Source organism: Methylobacterium sp. PvR107, from assembly GCF_017833295.1.
Taxonomy (GTDB): domain Bacteria; phylum Pseudomonadota; class Alphaproteobacteria; order Rhizobiales; family Beijerinckiaceae; genus Methylobacterium.
On sequence record NZ_JAFIBW010000001.1, the window covers coordinates 2257238 to 2273435 of the forward strand.

The following is a 16198-nucleotide window of genomic DNA, read 5'->3' on the forward strand; positions in this document are numbered from 1 at the left end:
GCCCGGGACGCTCGCGAAGCCGAAGGTGCCCGCCACGCCGCCACGGGCGGCGAGACCCCGCCCAGCGCGCGATTCGGCTCGCCCGAACGACGCCCCCGAGGCCGAACCGGGCGCCGGGGTGCCGGCCGAGGATCGCTATTGAGCATGGCGGCGATCCGTCGTGTGGTGTCGCGCCGGTCCCGGAGCGCGGAGCATCCGGATGCGCGCCAGCCCCGGCCTCCATCGCACGACGCGGCCATTGAAGCCGCGCGCCGCCACCGAAAAAGCGCTTTCGTAGGGAGGCTCGCCGCCGCAAAAGGGCGGCCCGGCGCCCCGTCTGAGACCTGTCACCTTAATGCCCCAACCGCACACTTTCAGAGGCCATCGGGCAGCCGACGCGAGCCAAGACGCTCGATTTGCGTTAAGCGTGACGGTGGGGTGGGCTTAATCGGATCCCAACGGAACGCCATGCCTTGGCTGTTTTCGTCGCAGACATCCGGATCGGAAGAGGCCGGAAGGGCTTGTTCATCGTGAAACGACGTCCGCCAGCGAGTCGCCCATCATTCCGCGGGGTCGGAATGGTGGCGTCCGGGCTCGCGATCTTAGCAACGGCTCCGGCTACCGCCGAGACGTTGGAGAGCGCACTCGCGAAGGCCTATCAGGGCAACCCGAGCCTCAACGCGAGCCGTGCCGGCGTGCGCGCGATCGACGAGAACGTCGCGATCGCGCAATCCGGCTACCGGCCGCAGGTCAATGTCAACGCTGCGATTGGCGTCCAGTACCTGGAGACCCAGGGCAGCAGCTCCATCTCCGTGCCCAACTCTTCGGCGAGTTCAGCGACCTCGACTGGAACCGCATCGGCCCTGGGCAACACCGCCAATGCCGCCTCCACTCTCGGCACATCGACGGGTCTCGGGTCCGGGCTGAGCACCACGACCGGTCTCGGAGCCGCCGGAACGTTGGGTTCCGGCCTAACGTCAGGACTCACGTCGGGCACGACAGCGAGCGGGGGCGGTTCCTCGCTCGGCTCTGCGGCGTCGAACGCGACGACGGCGCAGACGATCACGTCGCGACGGACGGTGGCATCGACCTACCTTCCGAGCAGCGCGGGCCTGAGCATCTCGCAAACGATCTTCAACGGATTCCAGACCGACAACACGACCCGGCGTGCCGAGTCGACCGTCTACAGCCAGCGCGAGATCCTGCGCTTCACGGAGCTGACGGTCCTCTACAACGCCGTTCAATCCTACATGAACGTGCTCAGCAACACGGCCACGCTCGAGCTGAACCGGAACAATGTCGAGGTTCTGGAGGAGCAGCTTCGACAGACGCGCGACCGGTTCAACGTCGGTGAGGTCACGCGCACGGACGTTGCGCAGGCGGAAGCCCGCCTAGCCGGAGCACGCTCGCAGGTCAGCGCGGCTGAGTCGGCCCTGCGCACGAGCATCGGCATCTATCGTCAGAATATCGGCGTGGAACCGCGCCAATTAGCTCCGGGCCGGCCGTTGGACCGATTCGTACCGCGAACACTGGATGCGGCCATTGCCATCGGCTTGCGCGAGCATCCGCAGATCGTGTCGGCCATGCACGCTGTCGATGCCGCCGAGGCACAAGTGAAGGTACTGGAAGGGCAGCTTGCGCCGCAGCTGAATTTGACAGGCACACTTACCCAATACTACGATTCGAGTGGCCCGAACCAGAGCTTCTTCGTCGGATTCGTCGGCGGCCAGCTCAGGATCCCGATCTACGAGGGCGGCCAGGTCTACGCGTCGATCCGCCAGGCCAAGGAGACGGTCGGCCAGAACCGCATCCAGGTCGACCAGGCACGCGACCAGGTCCGGGCGCAGATCGTCGATTTCTGGGGCCGACTGGAGGCCGCGAAGGCCCAGGTCATCGCCGCGCAGGCCCAGGTCCAGGCCAACGAGGTGGCGCTGAACGGCGTGCGCGAGGAAGCGCGTGTCGGCCAGCGCACGACCCTCGACGTGCTCAACGCGCAGCAGGAGCTCCTGACCTCGCGCGTGAATCTGATCGTCGCCCAGCGCGATCGCGTGATCTTTTCCTACGGGGTGGTTCAGGCGATCGGACAGCTGACGGCGCGGTTCACCGCCCTGCCGGTCGAGTACTACAGCGCCAAGGTCCATTACGATCAGGTCAAGGATTTGTGGTTCGGCCTGCGCACGCCGGACGGGCGCTGAGGTCTTTTCCACGGGGAGTGTGGTGCGGGCGCGCTTGCCGCAACGAAATGGCATGGAATACTGATTGAACACCGGCCCGTTCGGGCCGCTTTCCAGTCTCCCATGCCCGAGTGCGCCTGCCGATGAGTGCAGCAAGCCCCAAGATCCCGGACACCAATTTCCAGGACAAGGCTGCCGACAAGGCGCACGAGCCTTCGATGGAAGAGATCCTGGCGTCGATCCGGAGGATCATCGCCGACGATCAGGCGACCAAGCCGGCCGAGGTCGCCCCGGCACCCGAGCCCGACGACGTGCTCGATCTCGCCGAGGTCGCTGAACCGGTCGTCCGCCCGCGCGCCGTCGCGCCGGAGCCAGAGCCGGCGATGATCGATTTCGACGCGATCGACTTCGACGAGCCGGTCGCCATGGAGCCGGAGCCGATCCCGGAGCCTCCGGCACCGCCGCCGCCATCGCCGCCACCGCAGCCGGTGTTCCAGGCGGCGCGGCCGGAGCCGGAGCTCGAGACCCTGGTCTCGCCGGCCACCGACGCCAGCGTCAGCGGCGCGTTCAATCTGCTGGCCCACACGGTGCTGACGCAGAACGCCCGGACCCTGGAGGATCTCGTCAAGGAGATGCTCCGGCCGATGCTGAAATCCTGGCTCGACGACAACCTGCCGGCTGTAGTGGAGCGCCTCGTGCGTGCCGAGATCGAGCGCGTCTCGCGCGGGCGCTGAGTTTCACACCCGGGCAGCGGGGCGGGATCCGCGGGTCCTTCAGGGGAACGAGCCGAACGACTTCGCCCCTCCCAGTCATCCCGGGTCCGCATAGCGGAACCCGGCACCGAGAGCCGCCGAAGCGCCAAGCACGGGCACGGGTTGAGTGTCTGGGTTCCGGGCCCTTCTGTGCAGCCCCGGAACGCCGGGTTTGTCGTTGGACGCGCCGCACATTCGCGATGGCACCCATGTCGCCCAGCCCCGGGGGCGTCGGCCGCGTGTTGACGGAAGCGGCGTGACGGTCGAAAGCGGGTCCAACCCCCTTTGGACAAGCGCCCGCCCGTACCCGCGATGATGGACAAGACCTTCGAGCCCGCCTCCGTCGAGGCGCGGATCTCCGCAGCCTGGGCCGAGGCGGACGCCTTCCGCGCCGGCCGTCCCGAGCGCGCCGGCGCTCCACCGTACTGCATCGTGATCCCGCCGCCGAACGTGACGGGCTCGCTGCACATGGGCCATGCCCTCAACAACACCCTGCAGGACGTGCTGTGCCGCTTCGAGCGCATGCGCGGCAAGGACGTGCTGTGGCAGCCTGGGACCGATCATGCCGGGATCGCGACCCAGATGGTGGTCGAGCGGCGCATGGCCGAGGCCAAGGAACCCGGTCGCCGCGAGATCGGCCGCGCGGCCTTCGTCGAGAAGGTCTGGTCCTGGAAGGCGGAATCCGGGGGGGCCATCGTCAACCAGCTCAAGCGCCTCGGCGCCTCCTGCGACTGGTCGCGGGAGCGCTTCACCATGGATGAGGGCTTGAGCCGCGCCGTGCTCAAGACCTTCGTCGACCTGCACCGCCAGGGCCTGATCTACCGCGACAAGCGGCTGGTGAACTGGGATCCGAAGTTCCAGACCGCGATCTCGGACCTGGAGGTCCAGCAGATCGAGACCAGGGGCCATCTCTGGCACTTCGACTACCCGGTGGTGGACGAGTCCGGCAACGAGACCGGCGCCATCATCACGGTGGCGACGACCCGCCCCGAGACGATGCTGGGCGATACCGGCGTCGCGGTCCATCCCGAGGACGAGCGCTACCGGGCGCTGGTCGGCAAGCGCGTGCGCCTGCCGCTGGTCGGCCGCCTGATCCCGATCGTCGCCGACGAGTATTCCGATCCCGAAAAGGGCACCGGCGCGGTCAAGATCACCCCGGCCCACGACTTCAACGACTTCGAGGTCGGGCGGCGCCACGGGCTCGGCCTGATCAACGTGCTTGATCCCGAGGGCCGGATGCTGCTCGACGGTAACGCGGCGTTCCTCGACGGGACCTCGCCCGAGCCGGAGGTCCTGGCGCTCGACGGCATCGACCGGGCGCAGGCGCGCAAGGAGGTCGTCGCCCTGATGGAGGCGCGCGAGCGCCTGCGCATGATCGAGCCGAACACCCATGCGGTCCCGCACGGCGACCGCTCGGGCGTCGTGATCGAGCCGTACCTGACCGACCAATGGTACGTGAACGTCAAGCCGCTGGCCGAGCGCGCCCTTCAGGCGGTGCGCGACGGGCAGACCAAGTTCGTCCCCGAGAATTACGAGAAGACGTTCTTCCAGTGGCTCACCAACATCGAGCCCTGGTGCGTGTCGCGCCAGCTCTGGTGGGGCCACCAGATCCCAGCATGGTTTGGCCCCACCCTCTCGTCAGATCTGACTTCTGGCCTTTTCGACAAACAAGCTTTCGTTGCCCTAGACGAATCCGAGGCAATCTTGGAGGCAGCGAAGTTTCTTTCAAGCATTGGAAAATCCGACAGCACGGTCCGTGTAGCGCGCTCGGACGCCGAGTATGCGACGCTGCTGCAATCATGGGGTAGCGGAGATTCGAAAGAATTTCCATTGATCCGGGATCCGGACGTCCTCGACACGTGGTTCTCGTCGGCCCTCTGGCCGTTCTCGACGCTCGGCTGGCCGGATTCGACCCCGGAACTCGCTCGCTTCTACCCAACCAATACCCTTGTGACCGGCAAGGACATCCTGTTCTTCTGGGTCGCCCGGATGATGATGATGGGGCTGCACCTCACCGACCGGGCGCCGTTCGACACGGTCTACCTGCACACCCTCGTGCGGGACGCGTCGGGCGCGAAGATGTCGAAGTCGAAGGGCAACGTCGTCGACCCCCTCGAACTCATCGAGAAGATGGGCGCGGACGCCCTGCGCTTCACCCTGTGCGCGCTCGCCGTCCAGGGCCGCGACATCAAGCTGTCGGAGGACAGGGTCAAGGATTACCGGAACTTCACCACCAAGCTCTGGAACGCCGCCCGCTTCGCCGAGCTGAACGGCTGCGGCCTAGACCCGGCCTTCGACCCGCGCTCCGCCACCGGCGCGATCAACCGCTGGGCGCTGACCGAAGCCGCCCGCGCGGTCCACGAGGTGACAACGGCGCTGGAGGCCTTCCGCTTCAACGACGCTGCGGGCGCCGCCTACCGCTTCGTCTGGAACATCTTCTGCGACTGGTACCTCGAACTCGCCAAGCCCGTGCTCCAGGGCGAGGGCGTCGATCCCGCGATCCGGGCCGAGACGCAGGCCAGCGTGGCGTTCCTGATCGATCAGGTCGCCAAGCTCCTGCACCCGTTCATGCCGTTCCTCACCGAGGAGCTGTGGGCGATCAAGGGCGCCGGCCTGCCCGAGCGCGGCCTCCTGACCCTCGCATCCTGGCCGGAGCTCGGCGGCCTCGCCGATGCGGCCGCGGAGGCCGAGGTCGGCTTCGTGGTCGATCTCGTCAGCCAGATCCGCTCGGCGCGGTCCGAGACCAATGTGCCGGCCGGCGCGCAGATCCCGCTCGTGATGGTCGGCGCGGCTGCGGACGTCCGGGCGCGGGTCGAGGCGTGGCGGGACACGCTGCTGCGCCTCGCCCGCCTGTCGGAGATCACCTTCTCGGACACGCCGCCCAAGAACTCGGTGCAGCTCCTGGTGCGCGGCAGTGTCGCCGCCCTTCCCCTGGAAGGCGTTGTCGATCTCGCCGCCGAGGTCGCGCGGCTGAAGAAGGAGCAGGGCAAGGCGGAGGGCGAGATCAAGAAGATCGACGCCAAGCTCGGCAACGCCGACTTCGTCGCCCGCGCACCGGAGGAGATCATCGAGGAGAACCGCGAGCGCCGGGAGAGCGAGGCGGCGCGGCTCGTGAAGATCGAGGAGGCGCTGGCGCGTCTGAGCGGGGACTGAGCGTTACCGGCGGGTGCCGAGGGCGCCGGTGAACGCCTTCGGCGCCCCCGAACTGCCGGACGACATGGCGCTGGGTCTCCGGAAGTCATTCTGTGACGCAACACGCGGATGCGTGGTGTAGTCCGGCGGAACATACCCGCCGGCCTGATTCCGGTACCCGGGCTTCAGGTTGGCTGCCGTCTTGGCGTCACGACCCGCATCGTGGCGGCCCGTATCGACGCCGTAGGTCGTCTTGGCATTGCTGCGCGCGACCGGCACCGCGAAGGCGGGCGTGGCGTCGAAATAGTCGCGGAAATTTGTGTACGGCTCGACAGCCAACGCCCCGACAGTCGATCCGAAGAACACGGCGGCCGCGAACGGCGTCCCCATGATTGTATTCCTCAGCCTCAAGGCGGGCATCTCGCGGATCCGAAAGTACCGACCGCTGCCGAACGCGGTGGGATCATGGATCGACGCTGAGGAAGCGCGGTGGCAAGCGGCACAAGCCAGGGGCGTTTCCCACGCCGCACGGCGTCGTGGCGAGCCGCCTCCGCACCTGTCGAAACCGTAATGTGACCGCCACGCCCGGGTCAGGGGCCGCCCTCTAGACAGATCCTATCGACCGCCGCGTGAGCCGGCGTCGTCCCGATCAGTCCCGAGAGGTTTCAGACCCCCATGACCGAGACCCGTCCTTCCGGCCGCACATCGCGCCGCGCCCTCGCCTCCGTGGCCGCCGCCGCCCTGATCGCCGGCGGCGCCCTCGGCAGCGGCTACCTGCCGTCCGCCACCCCGGCCTACGCGCAGGCCCTTCCGAAATCCCCGATCGAGGCCCCCGAGCACCCGCCGGGCTCGTTCGCCGGCATCGTCAACAAGGTGAAGCCGGGCGTCGTCTCGGTGAAGGTGAAGCTCGACGATTCGGCGAGCAGCGACGACGACGACGGCCCGAGCCAGGGCCGCAACCTCCAGAACGTGCCGCCGCAGCTGCGCGAGTTCTTCAAGCGCTTCGGCCAGAACGGGCCCGGCGGGATGCAGCCCCAGCATCAGGGCCCGCGCGGCGCGGTCGGCTCCGGCTTCATCATCTCGGCCGACGGCTACGTGGTGACCAACAACCACGTCGTCGACCATGCCAAGACCGTGCAGGTGACGCTGGACGACGGCCGCACCCTCGACGCGAAGGTCATCGGGAAGGATTCCAAGACCGATGTCGCGCTGCTGAAGATCACAGAGGGCTCGAACTTCCCGTACGTGCAGTTCGGCAAGGCCGCGCCGCAGGTCGGCGACTGGGTCGTGGCGATCGGTAACCCGTTCGGCCTCGGCGGCACCGTGACCGCCGGCATCGTCTCGGCCCGCGGCCGCGACATCGGCGCCGGCCCGTACGACGACTTCCTGCAGATCGACGCTCCGATCAACAAGGGCAATTCGGGCGGCCCGACCTTCAACGTCAACGGCGAGGTGGTCGGCGTGAACACCGCGATCGCCTCTCCGTCGGGCGGCAGCGTCGGCCTCGCCTTCGCGATCCCGGCCGAGACCGTGCAGGCGGTGGTAGAGCAGCTCCGCACCGACGGCAAGGTCGCCCGCGGCTATCTCGGCGTCCAGATCCAGCCGGTGACGCAGGACATCGCCGAGGGTCTCGGCCTCGACAAGGCCAAGGGCGCCCTCGTCGACCACGCCGAGAACGGCACCCCAGCGGCGAAGGCCGGCCTCAAGTCGGGCGACGTGATCGAGAAAGTCAACGGCGACACGGTGGACAGCGCGCGCGAACTGTCGCGCCGGATCGCCGGGATGAAGCCCGGGGCGAAGGTGGAGCTCAGCTACCTGCGCGGCGGCAAGTCGGACGTCGCCACGGTGACGCTCGGCACCATGCCGACCGACGGCACCAAGGTCGCGAGCCGCGACGAGGATACGGGCAACGGCCAGCCGCGACTCGGCCTCCAGCTCGCGCCAGCCGGCGATGTCGGCCTGTCCGACCAGGGTGTCGCGGTGGTGCAGGTTGATCCGGACGGGCCGGCGGCCGCCAAGGGTATCGAGGCGGGCGACGTGATCCTCGACGTCGGCGGCCAGAGCGTCTCCCGTCCGGCGGATGTGGCCGCGCAGATCCGGGCAGCGGAGTCCAGTGGGCGCAAGGCCGTGCTGATGCGGGTGAAGAGCGGCAAGGGGCAGACCCGCTTCGTCGCGGTCTCGCTCAGCAAGAACGCCGGCTGAGGCCGGTATCGCCCGCGCGGGGGGCCTCCCCCGCGTCATTTCGTGGTGACCTCCGACTGGCGCCGGCCGAGCAGGCCGGCGCCATTTTCGTCAGGACCGGCTTGCGCCGACCGCTCCCAAGGGGGCGCTACCGCGCGGTCTCTGCATCCCGGCAGGGGCGGATGGTATCCGGCATCGGACGCGCGTCCGGTGCGGGCGCCGCGAACACGGCGAGATAGGCACCGCCCTTCAAGGGTTGGAAGCCGGTCTCCCGATAGCCGGCCGCGGCCAGCTCGCAGCGCAGGAGGGCCGGCGGGGTGCCGTGGCGGGAGGGAATGTCGTCCGCGTCGACGATGCCGACGCGCCCGCCCGGACGCATCGCCGGGGCGAGGTTGTGCAGCAGGCCGAAGGGCTGTGTGATCTCGTGGTACATGTGCACGAGGATCGCCGCGTCCACGGATGCCGGGGGCAGGCGCGGATCATGCGGCTCGCCCCGCACCACGGTGACGTTGCCGAGCCCGCGCACGCGCTTCTCGAGGGCCGCCAGGTAATCCGGGGTCACATCCTCGGCCAGCACCCGGCCGCCGGGCCCGACCGACGGGCTCAACCGGACTACATAGTAGCCGCTGCCGGCGCCGATATCGGCCACGGTCTGGCCGGGGGCGATGCCCATCCCCTTGGCGACCTCGGCGAACTCGCCGGCCTTGTCGCGCTCGGCCTCCGAGGACCAGCGCGGCGCGACGATCTCGGCCACGGGCCGGTCGGGCTTGGGGAAGGCGCTCGCGGGCGCGCCCGGGGGTGCGAGGGGCTCGGCGGCGAGCGCCGGACCGGTCAGGGCTACGGAGAGGAGTGCCAAGCGGCGGGTCAAGGCGCGGATCATGGCCGACAACACGCGGAGCGCCCTGGCGGTGCCGCGGACGTTGACCGTGCCGCACCCCGCGCGCCATCAAGCGCCATGACGCGCGCGGACACGCCCTGGCGGGCCACGATCCTCACCCTCTACCCGGAGATGTTCCCGGGCCCGCTTGGCCTGTCCCTCTCGGGCGACGCCCTGGCGCGCGGCGACTGGAGCCTGGAGGCGCGCAACATCCGCGAGCACGGCCTCGGCCGCCACCGCTCCGTGGACGATACGCCGGCGGGCGGTGGCGCCGGAATGGTGCTCCGCTGCGACGTGCTCGGCGCCGCCATCGACGCCGCGACCGGGACGGACGATCCGCGCCCGCGCCTGCTGATGTCTCCGCGCGGCCGGCCGCTCACCCAGGCGCGGGTGCGGGCGCTCGCCGCCGGTCCGGGGGCGCTGATCGTCTGCGGACGCTTCGAGGGGGTCGACGAGCGGGTGATCGCCGGGCGCGGGCTGGAGGAGGTCTCGATCGGCGACTACGTGCTCTCCGGCGGCGAGATCGCCGCCCTGGTGGTGCTCGACGCCTGCGTGCGGCTGCTGCCCGGGGTGATGGGCAAGAGCGAATCGGGCGACGAGGAGAGCTTCGAGGGCGGTCTCCTGGAATACCCGCACTACACCCGGCCGCGGGACTGGGAGGGTCGCGCGATCCCCGATGTGCTCTCCGGCGGAAATCACGGGGCTATCGCCCGCTGGCGGCGGGCGGAGGCCGAGCGCATCACCGCCGAACGCCGTCCGGATCTGCCGGGTGCGGGCGCCCGCACCCGGTCCTGATCACGCCGCCTCGAGGTCGATCACCGGGCCATCGCCCTCGTAATCCATCGGATCGAGGCGCAGCGGCTGCGCCATGGGCCTCCGGAGGCGGCTCGGGAGCGCGACATGGGCTGTTAAGGCCCCAATAACCACAAGCAGAACAGACCAGACCGCCAATATCGCGGCGCTGTGGGTAGACATCGGCGTACCTCAAACGCAACGCGGCACAGCATTAAGGCTAACGGCCCAGGATTAATCGACTGTTCCGCCGCTCCAGACGGGCTGTCCCGGGTGGGGCCAGGCGGCCAAGACTGCTTGCCGGACAGGCGCTTGCAAGCCGGCCGGTTTCGGCGCATGCGCGGGAGCGGGAACGCTTCCCCGCCGAGGCGCGCCCCTCTGCAAGGATGGATTCGTCATGACCAGCCGCCCCGCGCAGCGACCGCGCGTGCCCCATTTCTCCTCCGGCCCTTGCGCCAAGCGTCCGGGCTGGAACCCGGCCGCCCTGGCCGATGCCGCCCTGGGCCGGTCGCACCGCTCCCCCGTCGGCAAGGCCAAGCTCAGCCGGGCGATCGACCTGACACGGGCGGTCCTGCAGGTGCCCGCCGACTATCGGATCGGCATCGTGCCCGCCTCCGATACCGGCGCCGTCGAGATGGCGATGTGGACGATGCTCGGGCCGAAGCCCGTCGAGGTCGCCGCCTGGGAGGCGTTCGGCAAGGAGTGGGTCACCGACGCGCTGAAGCAGCTCAAGATCGCGCCCCGCATCCACCAGACGCCCTACGGAATCCTTCCCGACCTCGCGGCGATCGATACGAAGAACAGCGACGTGGTCTTCACCTGGAATGGCACCGCGGCCGGCGTGAAGGTGCCGAACGGCGACTGGATCGCGGCGGACCGCGAAGGTCTGACGATCTGCGACGCCACCTCGGCGGCCTTCGCGCAGCCCCTGCCGTGGGACAAGCTCGATGTCGTGACCTTCTCCTGGCAGAAGGTGATGGGCGGCGAGGCGGCGCACGGCATGCTGATCCTCTCGCCCCGCGCCGTGGCGCGGCTCGAGAGCCACACGCCGTCCTGGCCGCTGCCGAAGGTCTTCCGCCTCACCAAGGATGGCACGCTGATCGAGGGCATTTTCAAGGGCGACACGATCAACACGCCCTCGATGCTGGCGGTGGAGGATTACCTCGACACGCTTGGCTGGGCCGAGCGGATCGGCGGCCTGCCGGCGCTCCATGCGCGGGCGGATGCGAATGCCGAGGTGATCTACGATTGGGTCGCACGGACGCCCTGGATCGCGCCGCTGGCCGTCGATCCCGCCACCTACTCGAATACCGGCGTCTGCCTCGTGGTCGCCGATCCGGACGTGCTCGCCCGGGGCGACGCGGCGGTCTCGTCCTTCGCGGCGGGGATCGTGGACCGCCTCGAGCGGGAGGGCGTCGCCCTCGACATCGGCGCCTACCGGGACGCCCCGGCGGGCCTGCGGATCTGGTGCGGCGCCACGGTCGAGGCTTCGGATCTGGAAGCGCTGACGCCCTGGCTCGACTGGGCCTTCACTGAGGAGAAGGCGGCGCTGACGCGGGCGGCTTAAAAGCTTTGGGTTCGATGTCCGGTCGCAGCCCCACTTCGTCTTTGCGAGCGGAGCGAAGCCATCCAGGGGTTCGCGCCCTTTTCCGGCCGTAGCGCTGCCCGGGGTCGCATCGTTGCGCTCCCGATGACGTCCCGACGTAAAAAACCCCGGCCCTTTCGGAGCCGGGGTTTTCGTTTGTGTGGACGCGGCCCCGAGGGGCCGCGCCGTCCGTCTCAGTAATTGTAGGCGCGCTCGCCGTGATCGGCGATGTCGAGACCCTCGCGCTCCTCCTCCTGCGTGACACGCAGGCCGATCGTCACGTCGACGAGCTTGTAGAGGATCGCCGAGCCGATGCCCGACCACAGGAGCGTCAGGCCGACCGCCTCCGCCTGGATGATGAGCTGGCTCATCATGTCGTAGGCACCGACCGCCAGTTCACCCGGCTTCGAGGTATAGTCGGGGATGCCGACGCCGCCGAGGTTCGGGTCGACCAGGATGCCGGTCGCCAGCGCGCCCAGGATGCCGCCGATGCAGTGGACGCCGAACACGTCCAGCGAGTCGTCGTAGCCCAGCGCGTTCTTCACGGTGGAGCACATCACGAAGCAGACCACGCCGGCGACAAGGCCGAGCACGATCGAGCCCATCGGGCCGGCGAAGCCGGAGGCCGGGGTGACGGCGACGAGGCCGGCGACCGCGCCCGACAGCATGCCGAGCAGCGACGGCTTGCCCTTGAGGGCCCACTCGGCGAACAGCCACGCCACCGCGGCGCCGCAGGTCGCCACGAAGGTGTTGAGCATGGCGAGCGCGGCGGTGCCGTTGGACTCGAGGTTCGAGCCGGCATTGAAGCCGAACCAGCCGACCCACAGCAGCGAGGCGCCGATCATCGTCATGGTCAGGGAGTGCGGGGCGAGCAGGTCACGGCCGTAGCCGATGCGCTTGCCCATGATCAGGCAGCCGACGAAGCCGGCGATGCCCGCGTTGATGTGGACCACGGTGCCGCCCGCGAAGTCGAGGGCGCCCTTCTGGAAGAGGAAGCCGGCATCCTTGTTGACCGCGTCGAGGGCCGCCTGGGCGGTCGCCTTCGAGGCATCGTCGGTGGCGGCAGCCAGTGCCTTGGCGGCGTTGCCGACGGCGTCCGGGCCGGCCCAGTACCAGACCATGTGGGCCATCGGGAAGTAGATGACCGTGACCCAGAGGATCGTGAAGACCACCAGGGCGGAGAACTTCATCCGCTCGGCGAAGGCGCCGACGATCAGCGCGGGGGTGATCATCGCGAACGTCATCTGGAAGCACAGATAGGCGTATTCGGGGATCACGACGCCGTTCGAGAAGGTCGCCACGGTGGAATTGGCGTCGATGCCCTTCAAGAAGGCCTTCGAGAAGCCGCCGACGAAGTCGTTGAGGCCGCCGCCGTTGGTGAAGGCGAGGCTGTAGCCGTAGAACACCCAGAGCAGGCCCACGATCGACACGATCGCGAAGACCTGGGTCAGCACCGACAGCATGTTCTTGGTGCGGACGAGGCCGCCGTAGAACAGCGCGAGGCCCGGGACCGACATCATCAGCACCAGGGCCGACGAGATCATCATCCAGGCCGTATCGCCCTTGTTGGGGATCGGGGCCGGCGGCGGCGAGGCCGCCTCCGGCGTCGGCGTCTGCGCGAGAGACGGCTCGATCAGGAGGGCGGCGATCGCCGCCCCTCCCAAGCCGAGCATGAGGGCATGACGAAGTTTCATGGGCACGTGGCTCCCGGTCGGAATTCGCGTTGTGTCAGGAAAGCATGAAGCTCTGCAGGCCCGGCGCGCCGGGCGTGGACTCGGACAGCGTCCGGTCAGAGGGCGTCGGCGTCGGTCTCGCCGGTCCGGATGCGCACCGCCTTTTCCAGCGGCATCACGAAGATCTTGCCGTCACCGATCTGGCCGGTGCGGGCCGCGCCCGCGATGGCGTCGATCACGCTCGACGTCAGGTCGGAGGCGACGGCGACCTCGATCTTCAGCTTCGGCAGGAAGCTCACCGCGTACTCGGCGCCGCGGTAGATTTCGGTGTGGCCCTTCTGCCGGCCGTAGCCCTTCACCTCCGTCACCGTCAGGCCGTGCACGCCGATTCCGGTCAGCGCATCGCGGACCTCCTCGAGCTTGAACGGCTTGATGATGGCCATCACGATTTTCATGGGCGACGCCCCCTTCGAAGTCCTTGGGAACCGGTGCCGTCGCCCGACTTGCAGGACGACCCGGCCCGGATCGTCCGCAGGCTCGGGATGGCCCGCGGTCGAAGGCCGCTATTCAAGGACTATGCCAGAGGAGCTGGACCGGGAACATTTTCCCGCATCACGCTTCTGCCCACGGATTAGCCCATAACGGCCAGATCCGAGGCAGAGCGGCCGGCAAAGGCGCTCAGCCAATGGGCAAACTGCCCAATTCGATGCACTGAACCGCGTTGCAGGTGCGCAACACACGCGTCGGAACGTGTTTTAATCCCTGATCCTGCGAATGAGGCCCTCCTGCGCGACGGAGGCCACGAGGTTGCCGGCCCGGTCGAAGATCTGCCCGCGGGCAAAGCCGCGGGCACCCCCGGCAACCGGACTGTCCTGCGCGTAGAGCAGCCACTCGTCGATCTTCACGGGGCGGTGGAACCAGAGCGCGTGGTCGAGGCTCGCCGCCTGGATGGCGGGGTCGAACACCGAGCGCCCGTGCGGGATCAGCGAGACGTCGAGCAGGGTCATGTCGGAGGCGTAGGCCAGGACCGCCCGGTGCAGGGCCGGATCGTCCGGAAGCGCTGAGGCTGCGCGCAGCCAGACATTGAAGACCGGCTCAGGCGGCCGTCCGCCCGCCCGGGCCGGGATGTAGCGGTTGAGATCGACCGGACGCAGGTCGATCGGGCGCTCGCGCCCGAAATAGGCGGCAATCGCCTCCGGCATGCCGGTGCCGCCCGCCGCCGCCAGGGCCTTGCCGTCGAGGAGACCTTCCGGCCCCGCCACCACCGGCATCGCGGGCTGGTGCGTGAGGCCCTCCTCGGCGACCTGGTAGGAGACCGTCGTGGCGAAAATCGCCCGCCCGTGCTGGATCGCCTTAACCCGGCGCGTGGTGAAGCTCCGGCCGTCCCGGATCCGCTCGACCTCGTAGACGATGGGCGTGCGGGGATCGCCCGGGAGCATGAAATACGCGTGCAGCGAGTGGGCGGGGCGGTCGTCCGGCACCGTGCGGGTCGCGGCGACCAGGGCCTGCGCGACGACCTGGCCGCCGAAGACCCGGCGCCAGCCCGTCTTCGGGTTCTGACCGCGGAAGAGATCGACCTCCAGCCGCTCCAGGTCGAGGATGGCGATCAGCTCGGCGACGGCATCCGTCATCGCGTCGGTATTGGCGTCGGTCATGACAAGCGGGGTTTCCGTTCGTTGCCCGCGTGCGACATAGGCTTTTCGGACGAACCAATCCACGCGTCCCGCACGGGACGCCACACCGGAGATCCGCGACCATGACGGCCGAGATGTCCCGCCCCGGCAGCCGCAGCCTCCTGATCGCCGGCGGCGGCCTGCCGAGCCTCGCCTTGGCGCTGGCCCTCAAGCAAGCGCACGGCCCGGCGCTCGCCGTGACGGTGATCGACCCGGGCGCCGCGGATCCCGCACGGCACCGCGGCCGCGCCTACGCCCTCGCGGCCGGCGGACGCCGGATGCTGGCGCAGCTCGGCCTGTGGCCCCGCGTCGCGGAGGCGGCCGAGCCGATCACCGAGATGGTGATCAGCGACAGCCGCCTGGCCGATCCGGTCCGGCCCGTCTTCCTCACCTTCGGGCGCGAGGATGCGGATTCCCGCGCGGCCGACGAACCCTTCGCCCACATGGTCGAGGCCGAACCCCTGGCTGCGGCACTGGCGGAGGCCTGCCGGGCGGCCGGCGTGTCCTTCGTGGCCGCGGGGGTGGTGCGGGCCATGCCGGAGGGCGCCGGAATCCGCGCGGTGCTGACGACCGGCGACAGTATGCGCGGCGACCTGCTGGTGGCCGCCGACGGCGCGGCCTCGCGCCTGCGCGAGGCCGCGCGGATCGGCTGGGTCGGCTGGTCCTATCCGCAGGTCGGAATCGTGGCGACCATCGGCCATACCCGGCCGCATGCGGGACGGGCCTTCGAGCATTTCCTGCCGGCCGGCCCGTTCGCGATCCTGCCGCTGCGCGACGGGGGCGCCCTGGGCCATCGCTCGTCCATCGTCTGGACCGAGCGGTCGGACGCAGCCGAGGCTTTGCTCTCCGGGGCGCCCGACGAGGTGCTGGCCGAGATCGAGCGCCGGTTCACCCTGGACCTCGGCGCCCTCGCGCTGGAACACGGCCCGAGCCGGCACCCGCTGGCCTTCGGCATCGCCCGGGCGTTCCGCGCTGAGCGGCTCGCCCTACTGGGGGATGCCGCCCACGTCATCCACCCGATCGCCGGCCAGGGCCTCAATCTCGGCCTCGCCGACGCGGCAGCGTTGGCCGAGGCCATGACGGGCGCGCTGCGCCTCGGCCTCGACCCGGGCAGCCCGGACGTCCTGCGCGCCTACGAGCGTGCGCGCCGGTTCGACAGCTTCGCCATGGCGGCGGCGACGGACGGGCTGAACCGCCTGTTCTCGAACGACGCCCTGCCGCTCCGGCTCGCCCGCGACCTGGGCCTCGGGATCGTGGACCGGCTGCCCGGCCTCAAGCGCTTCTTCATCGGCGAGGCGGCCGCCGCGCGGGGGTCGCGGCCGCGGCTGATGCGGGGGGAGGCGCTGTAGGGCCTCCCGGATCGGCGCATCATCGCGACGC

General features: G+C 69.5%; 13 protein-coding genes. 7 read left to right on the forward strand and 6 right to left on the reverse strand.

Annotated elements, in window-relative coordinates; translation table 11 throughout:
* Positions 1 to 557: 557 nt before the first annotated feature.
* The 3 genes from JOE48_RS10565 (at position 558) to JOE48_RS10575 (ending at position 6058) form a co-directional block, all read left to right on the forward strand.
* Entirely contained in the window at positions 558 to 2174 is a 1617-nt protein-coding gene (locus tag JOE48_RS10565) for a TolC family outer membrane protein (RefSeq protein WP_210029677.1), read from the forward strand.
* Between the two features lie 122 nt (positions 2175 to 2296).
* Entirely contained in the window at positions 2297 to 2887 is a 591-nt protein-coding gene (locus tag JOE48_RS10570) for a PopZ family protein (protein ID WP_210029678.1), read from the forward strand.
* A gap of 330 nt (positions 2888 to 3217) precedes the next feature.
* Complete coding sequence (locus tag JOE48_RS10575; RefSeq protein WP_210029679.1) at positions 3218 to 6058, forward strand: valine--tRNA ligase; 2841 nt, start codon at positions 3218 to 3220, stop codon at positions 6056 to 6058.
* A gap of 3 nt (positions 6059 to 6061) precedes the next feature.
* Here JOE48_RS10575 and JOE48_RS10580 read toward each other — a convergent pair whose 3' ends face one another.
* Positions 6062 to 6427: a hypothetical protein gene (locus tag JOE48_RS10580; RefSeq protein ID WP_210029680.1), complete on the reverse strand. Its 366-nt coding sequence runs from the start codon at positions 6425 to 6427 to the stop codon at positions 6062 to 6064.
* A 285-nt stretch (positions 6428 to 6712) separates the two neighbouring features.
* Between JOE48_RS10580 and JOE48_RS10585 the strand changes: the two genes are divergently transcribed.
* Entirely contained in the window at positions 6713 to 8239 is a 1527-nt protein-coding gene (locus JOE48_RS10585) for a Do family serine endopeptidase (protein WP_210029681.1), read from the forward strand.
* Positions 8240 to 8366: 127 nt separating this feature from the next.
* Here JOE48_RS10585 and JOE48_RS10590 read toward each other — a convergent pair whose 3' ends face one another.
* Positions 8367 to 9098 (reverse strand): class I SAM-dependent methyltransferase, encoded by a 732-nt coding sequence (locus JOE48_RS10590; RefSeq protein WP_409518631.1) that lies wholly within the window; start codon positions 9096 to 9098, stop codon positions 8367 to 8369.
* A 75-nt stretch (positions 9099 to 9173) separates the two neighbouring features.
* Between JOE48_RS10590 and trmD the strand changes: the two genes are divergently transcribed.
* On the forward strand, positions 9174 to 9890 hold the full coding sequence (trmD, locus tag JOE48_RS10595; protein ID WP_210029684.1) for a tRNA (guanosine(37)-N1)-methyltransferase TrmD: 717 nt from the start codon (positions 9174 to 9176) through the stop codon (positions 9888 to 9890).
* On the opposite strand, the gene JOE48_RS10600 is transcribed toward trmD, so the two are convergent.
* Entirely contained in the window at positions 9891 to 10070 is a 180-nt protein-coding gene (locus JOE48_RS10600) for a hypothetical protein (RefSeq protein ID WP_210029686.1), read from the reverse strand.
* A 214-nt stretch (positions 10071 to 10284) separates the two neighbouring features.
* Here JOE48_RS10600 and JOE48_RS10605 point away from each other — a divergent pair, with 214 nt between their 5' ends.
* Positions 10285 to 11454 (forward strand): phosphoserine transaminase, encoded by a 1170-nt coding sequence (locus tag JOE48_RS10605; protein WP_210029688.1) that lies wholly within the window; start codon positions 10285 to 10287, stop codon positions 11452 to 11454.
* Positions 11455 to 11666: 212 nt separating this feature from the next.
* On the opposite strand, the gene JOE48_RS10610 is transcribed toward JOE48_RS10605, so the two are convergent.
* The 3 genes from JOE48_RS10610 to tesB form a co-directional block, all read right to left on the reverse strand.
* Entirely contained in the window at positions 11667 to 13166 is a 1500-nt protein-coding gene (locus JOE48_RS10610; protein WP_210029690.1) for an ammonium transporter, read from the reverse strand.
* 95 nt (positions 13167 to 13261) lie between these two features.
* Positions 13262 to 13600: a P-II family nitrogen regulator gene (locus JOE48_RS10615; protein WP_010683623.1), complete on the reverse strand. Its 339-nt coding sequence runs from the start codon at positions 13598 to 13600 to the stop codon at positions 13262 to 13264.
* A 300-nt stretch (positions 13601 to 13900) separates the two neighbouring features.
* The gene (gene tesB, locus JOE48_RS10620) at positions 13901 to 14800 is read right to left on the reverse strand and encodes an acyl-CoA thioesterase II (RefSeq protein ID WP_210029693.1); all 900 of its coding nucleotides are present in this window, start codon (positions 14798 to 14800) and stop codon (positions 13901 to 13903) included.
* A gap of 101 nt (positions 14801 to 14901) precedes the next feature.
* Between tesB and JOE48_RS10625 the strand changes: the two genes are divergently transcribed.
* Positions 14902 to 16167, forward strand: a complete 1266-nt coding sequence (locus JOE48_RS10625) for an FAD-dependent monooxygenase (protein WP_210029695.1) — start codon at positions 14902 to 14904, stop codon at positions 16165 to 16167.
* The last annotated feature ends 31 nt before the right edge of the window (positions 16168 to 16198 follow it).

Coding starts and splice junctions, on each gene's coding strand:
- JOE48_RS10600 (WP_210029686.1), bottom strand. CDS start 10,070: ATGTCTACCCACAGCGCCGCGATATTGGCGGTCTGGTCTGTTCTGCTT.
- JOE48_RS10605 (WP_210029688.1), top strand. CDS start 10,285: ATGACCAGCCGCCCCGCGCAGCGACCGCGCGTGCCCCATTTCTCCTCC.
- JOE48_RS10590 (WP_409518631.1), bottom strand. CDS start 9,098: ATGATCCGCGCCTTGACCCGCCGCTTGGCACTCCTCTCCGTAGCCCTG.
- trmD (WP_210029684.1), top strand. CDS start 9,174: ATGACGCGCGCGGACACGCCCTGGCGGGCCACGATCCTCACCCTCTAC.
- JOE48_RS10570 (WP_210029678.1), top strand. CDS start 2,297: ATGAGTGCAGCAAGCCCCAAGATCCCGGACACCAATTTCCAGGACAAG.
- JOE48_RS10610 (WP_210029690.1), bottom strand. CDS start 13,166: ATGAAACTTCGTCATGCCCTCATGCTCGGCTTGGGAGGGGCGGCGATC.
- JOE48_RS10585 (WP_210029681.1), top strand. CDS start 6,713: ATGACCGAGACCCGTCCTTCCGGCCGCACATCGCGCCGCGCCCTCGCC.
- JOE48_RS10575 (WP_210029679.1), top strand. CDS start 3,218: ATGATGGACAAGACCTTCGAGCCCGCCTCCGTCGAGGCGCGGATCTCC.
- tesB (WP_210029693.1), bottom strand. CDS start 14,800: ATGACCGACGCCAATACCGACGCGATGACGGATGCCGTCGCCGAGCTG.
- JOE48_RS10565 (WP_210029677.1), top strand. CDS start 558: ATGGTGGCGTCCGGGCTCGCGATCTTAGCAACGGCTCCGGCTACCGCC.
- JOE48_RS10625 (WP_210029695.1), top strand. CDS start 14,902: ATGACGGCCGAGATGTCCCGCCCCGGCAGCCGCAGCCTCCTGATCGCC.
- JOE48_RS10615 (WP_010683623.1), bottom strand. CDS start 13,600: ATGAAAATCGTGATGGCCATCATCAAGCCGTTCAAGCTCGAGGAGGTC.
- JOE48_RS10580 (WP_210029680.1), bottom strand. CDS start 6,427: ATGGGGACGCCGTTCGCGGCCGCCGTGTTCTTCGGATCGACTGTCGGG.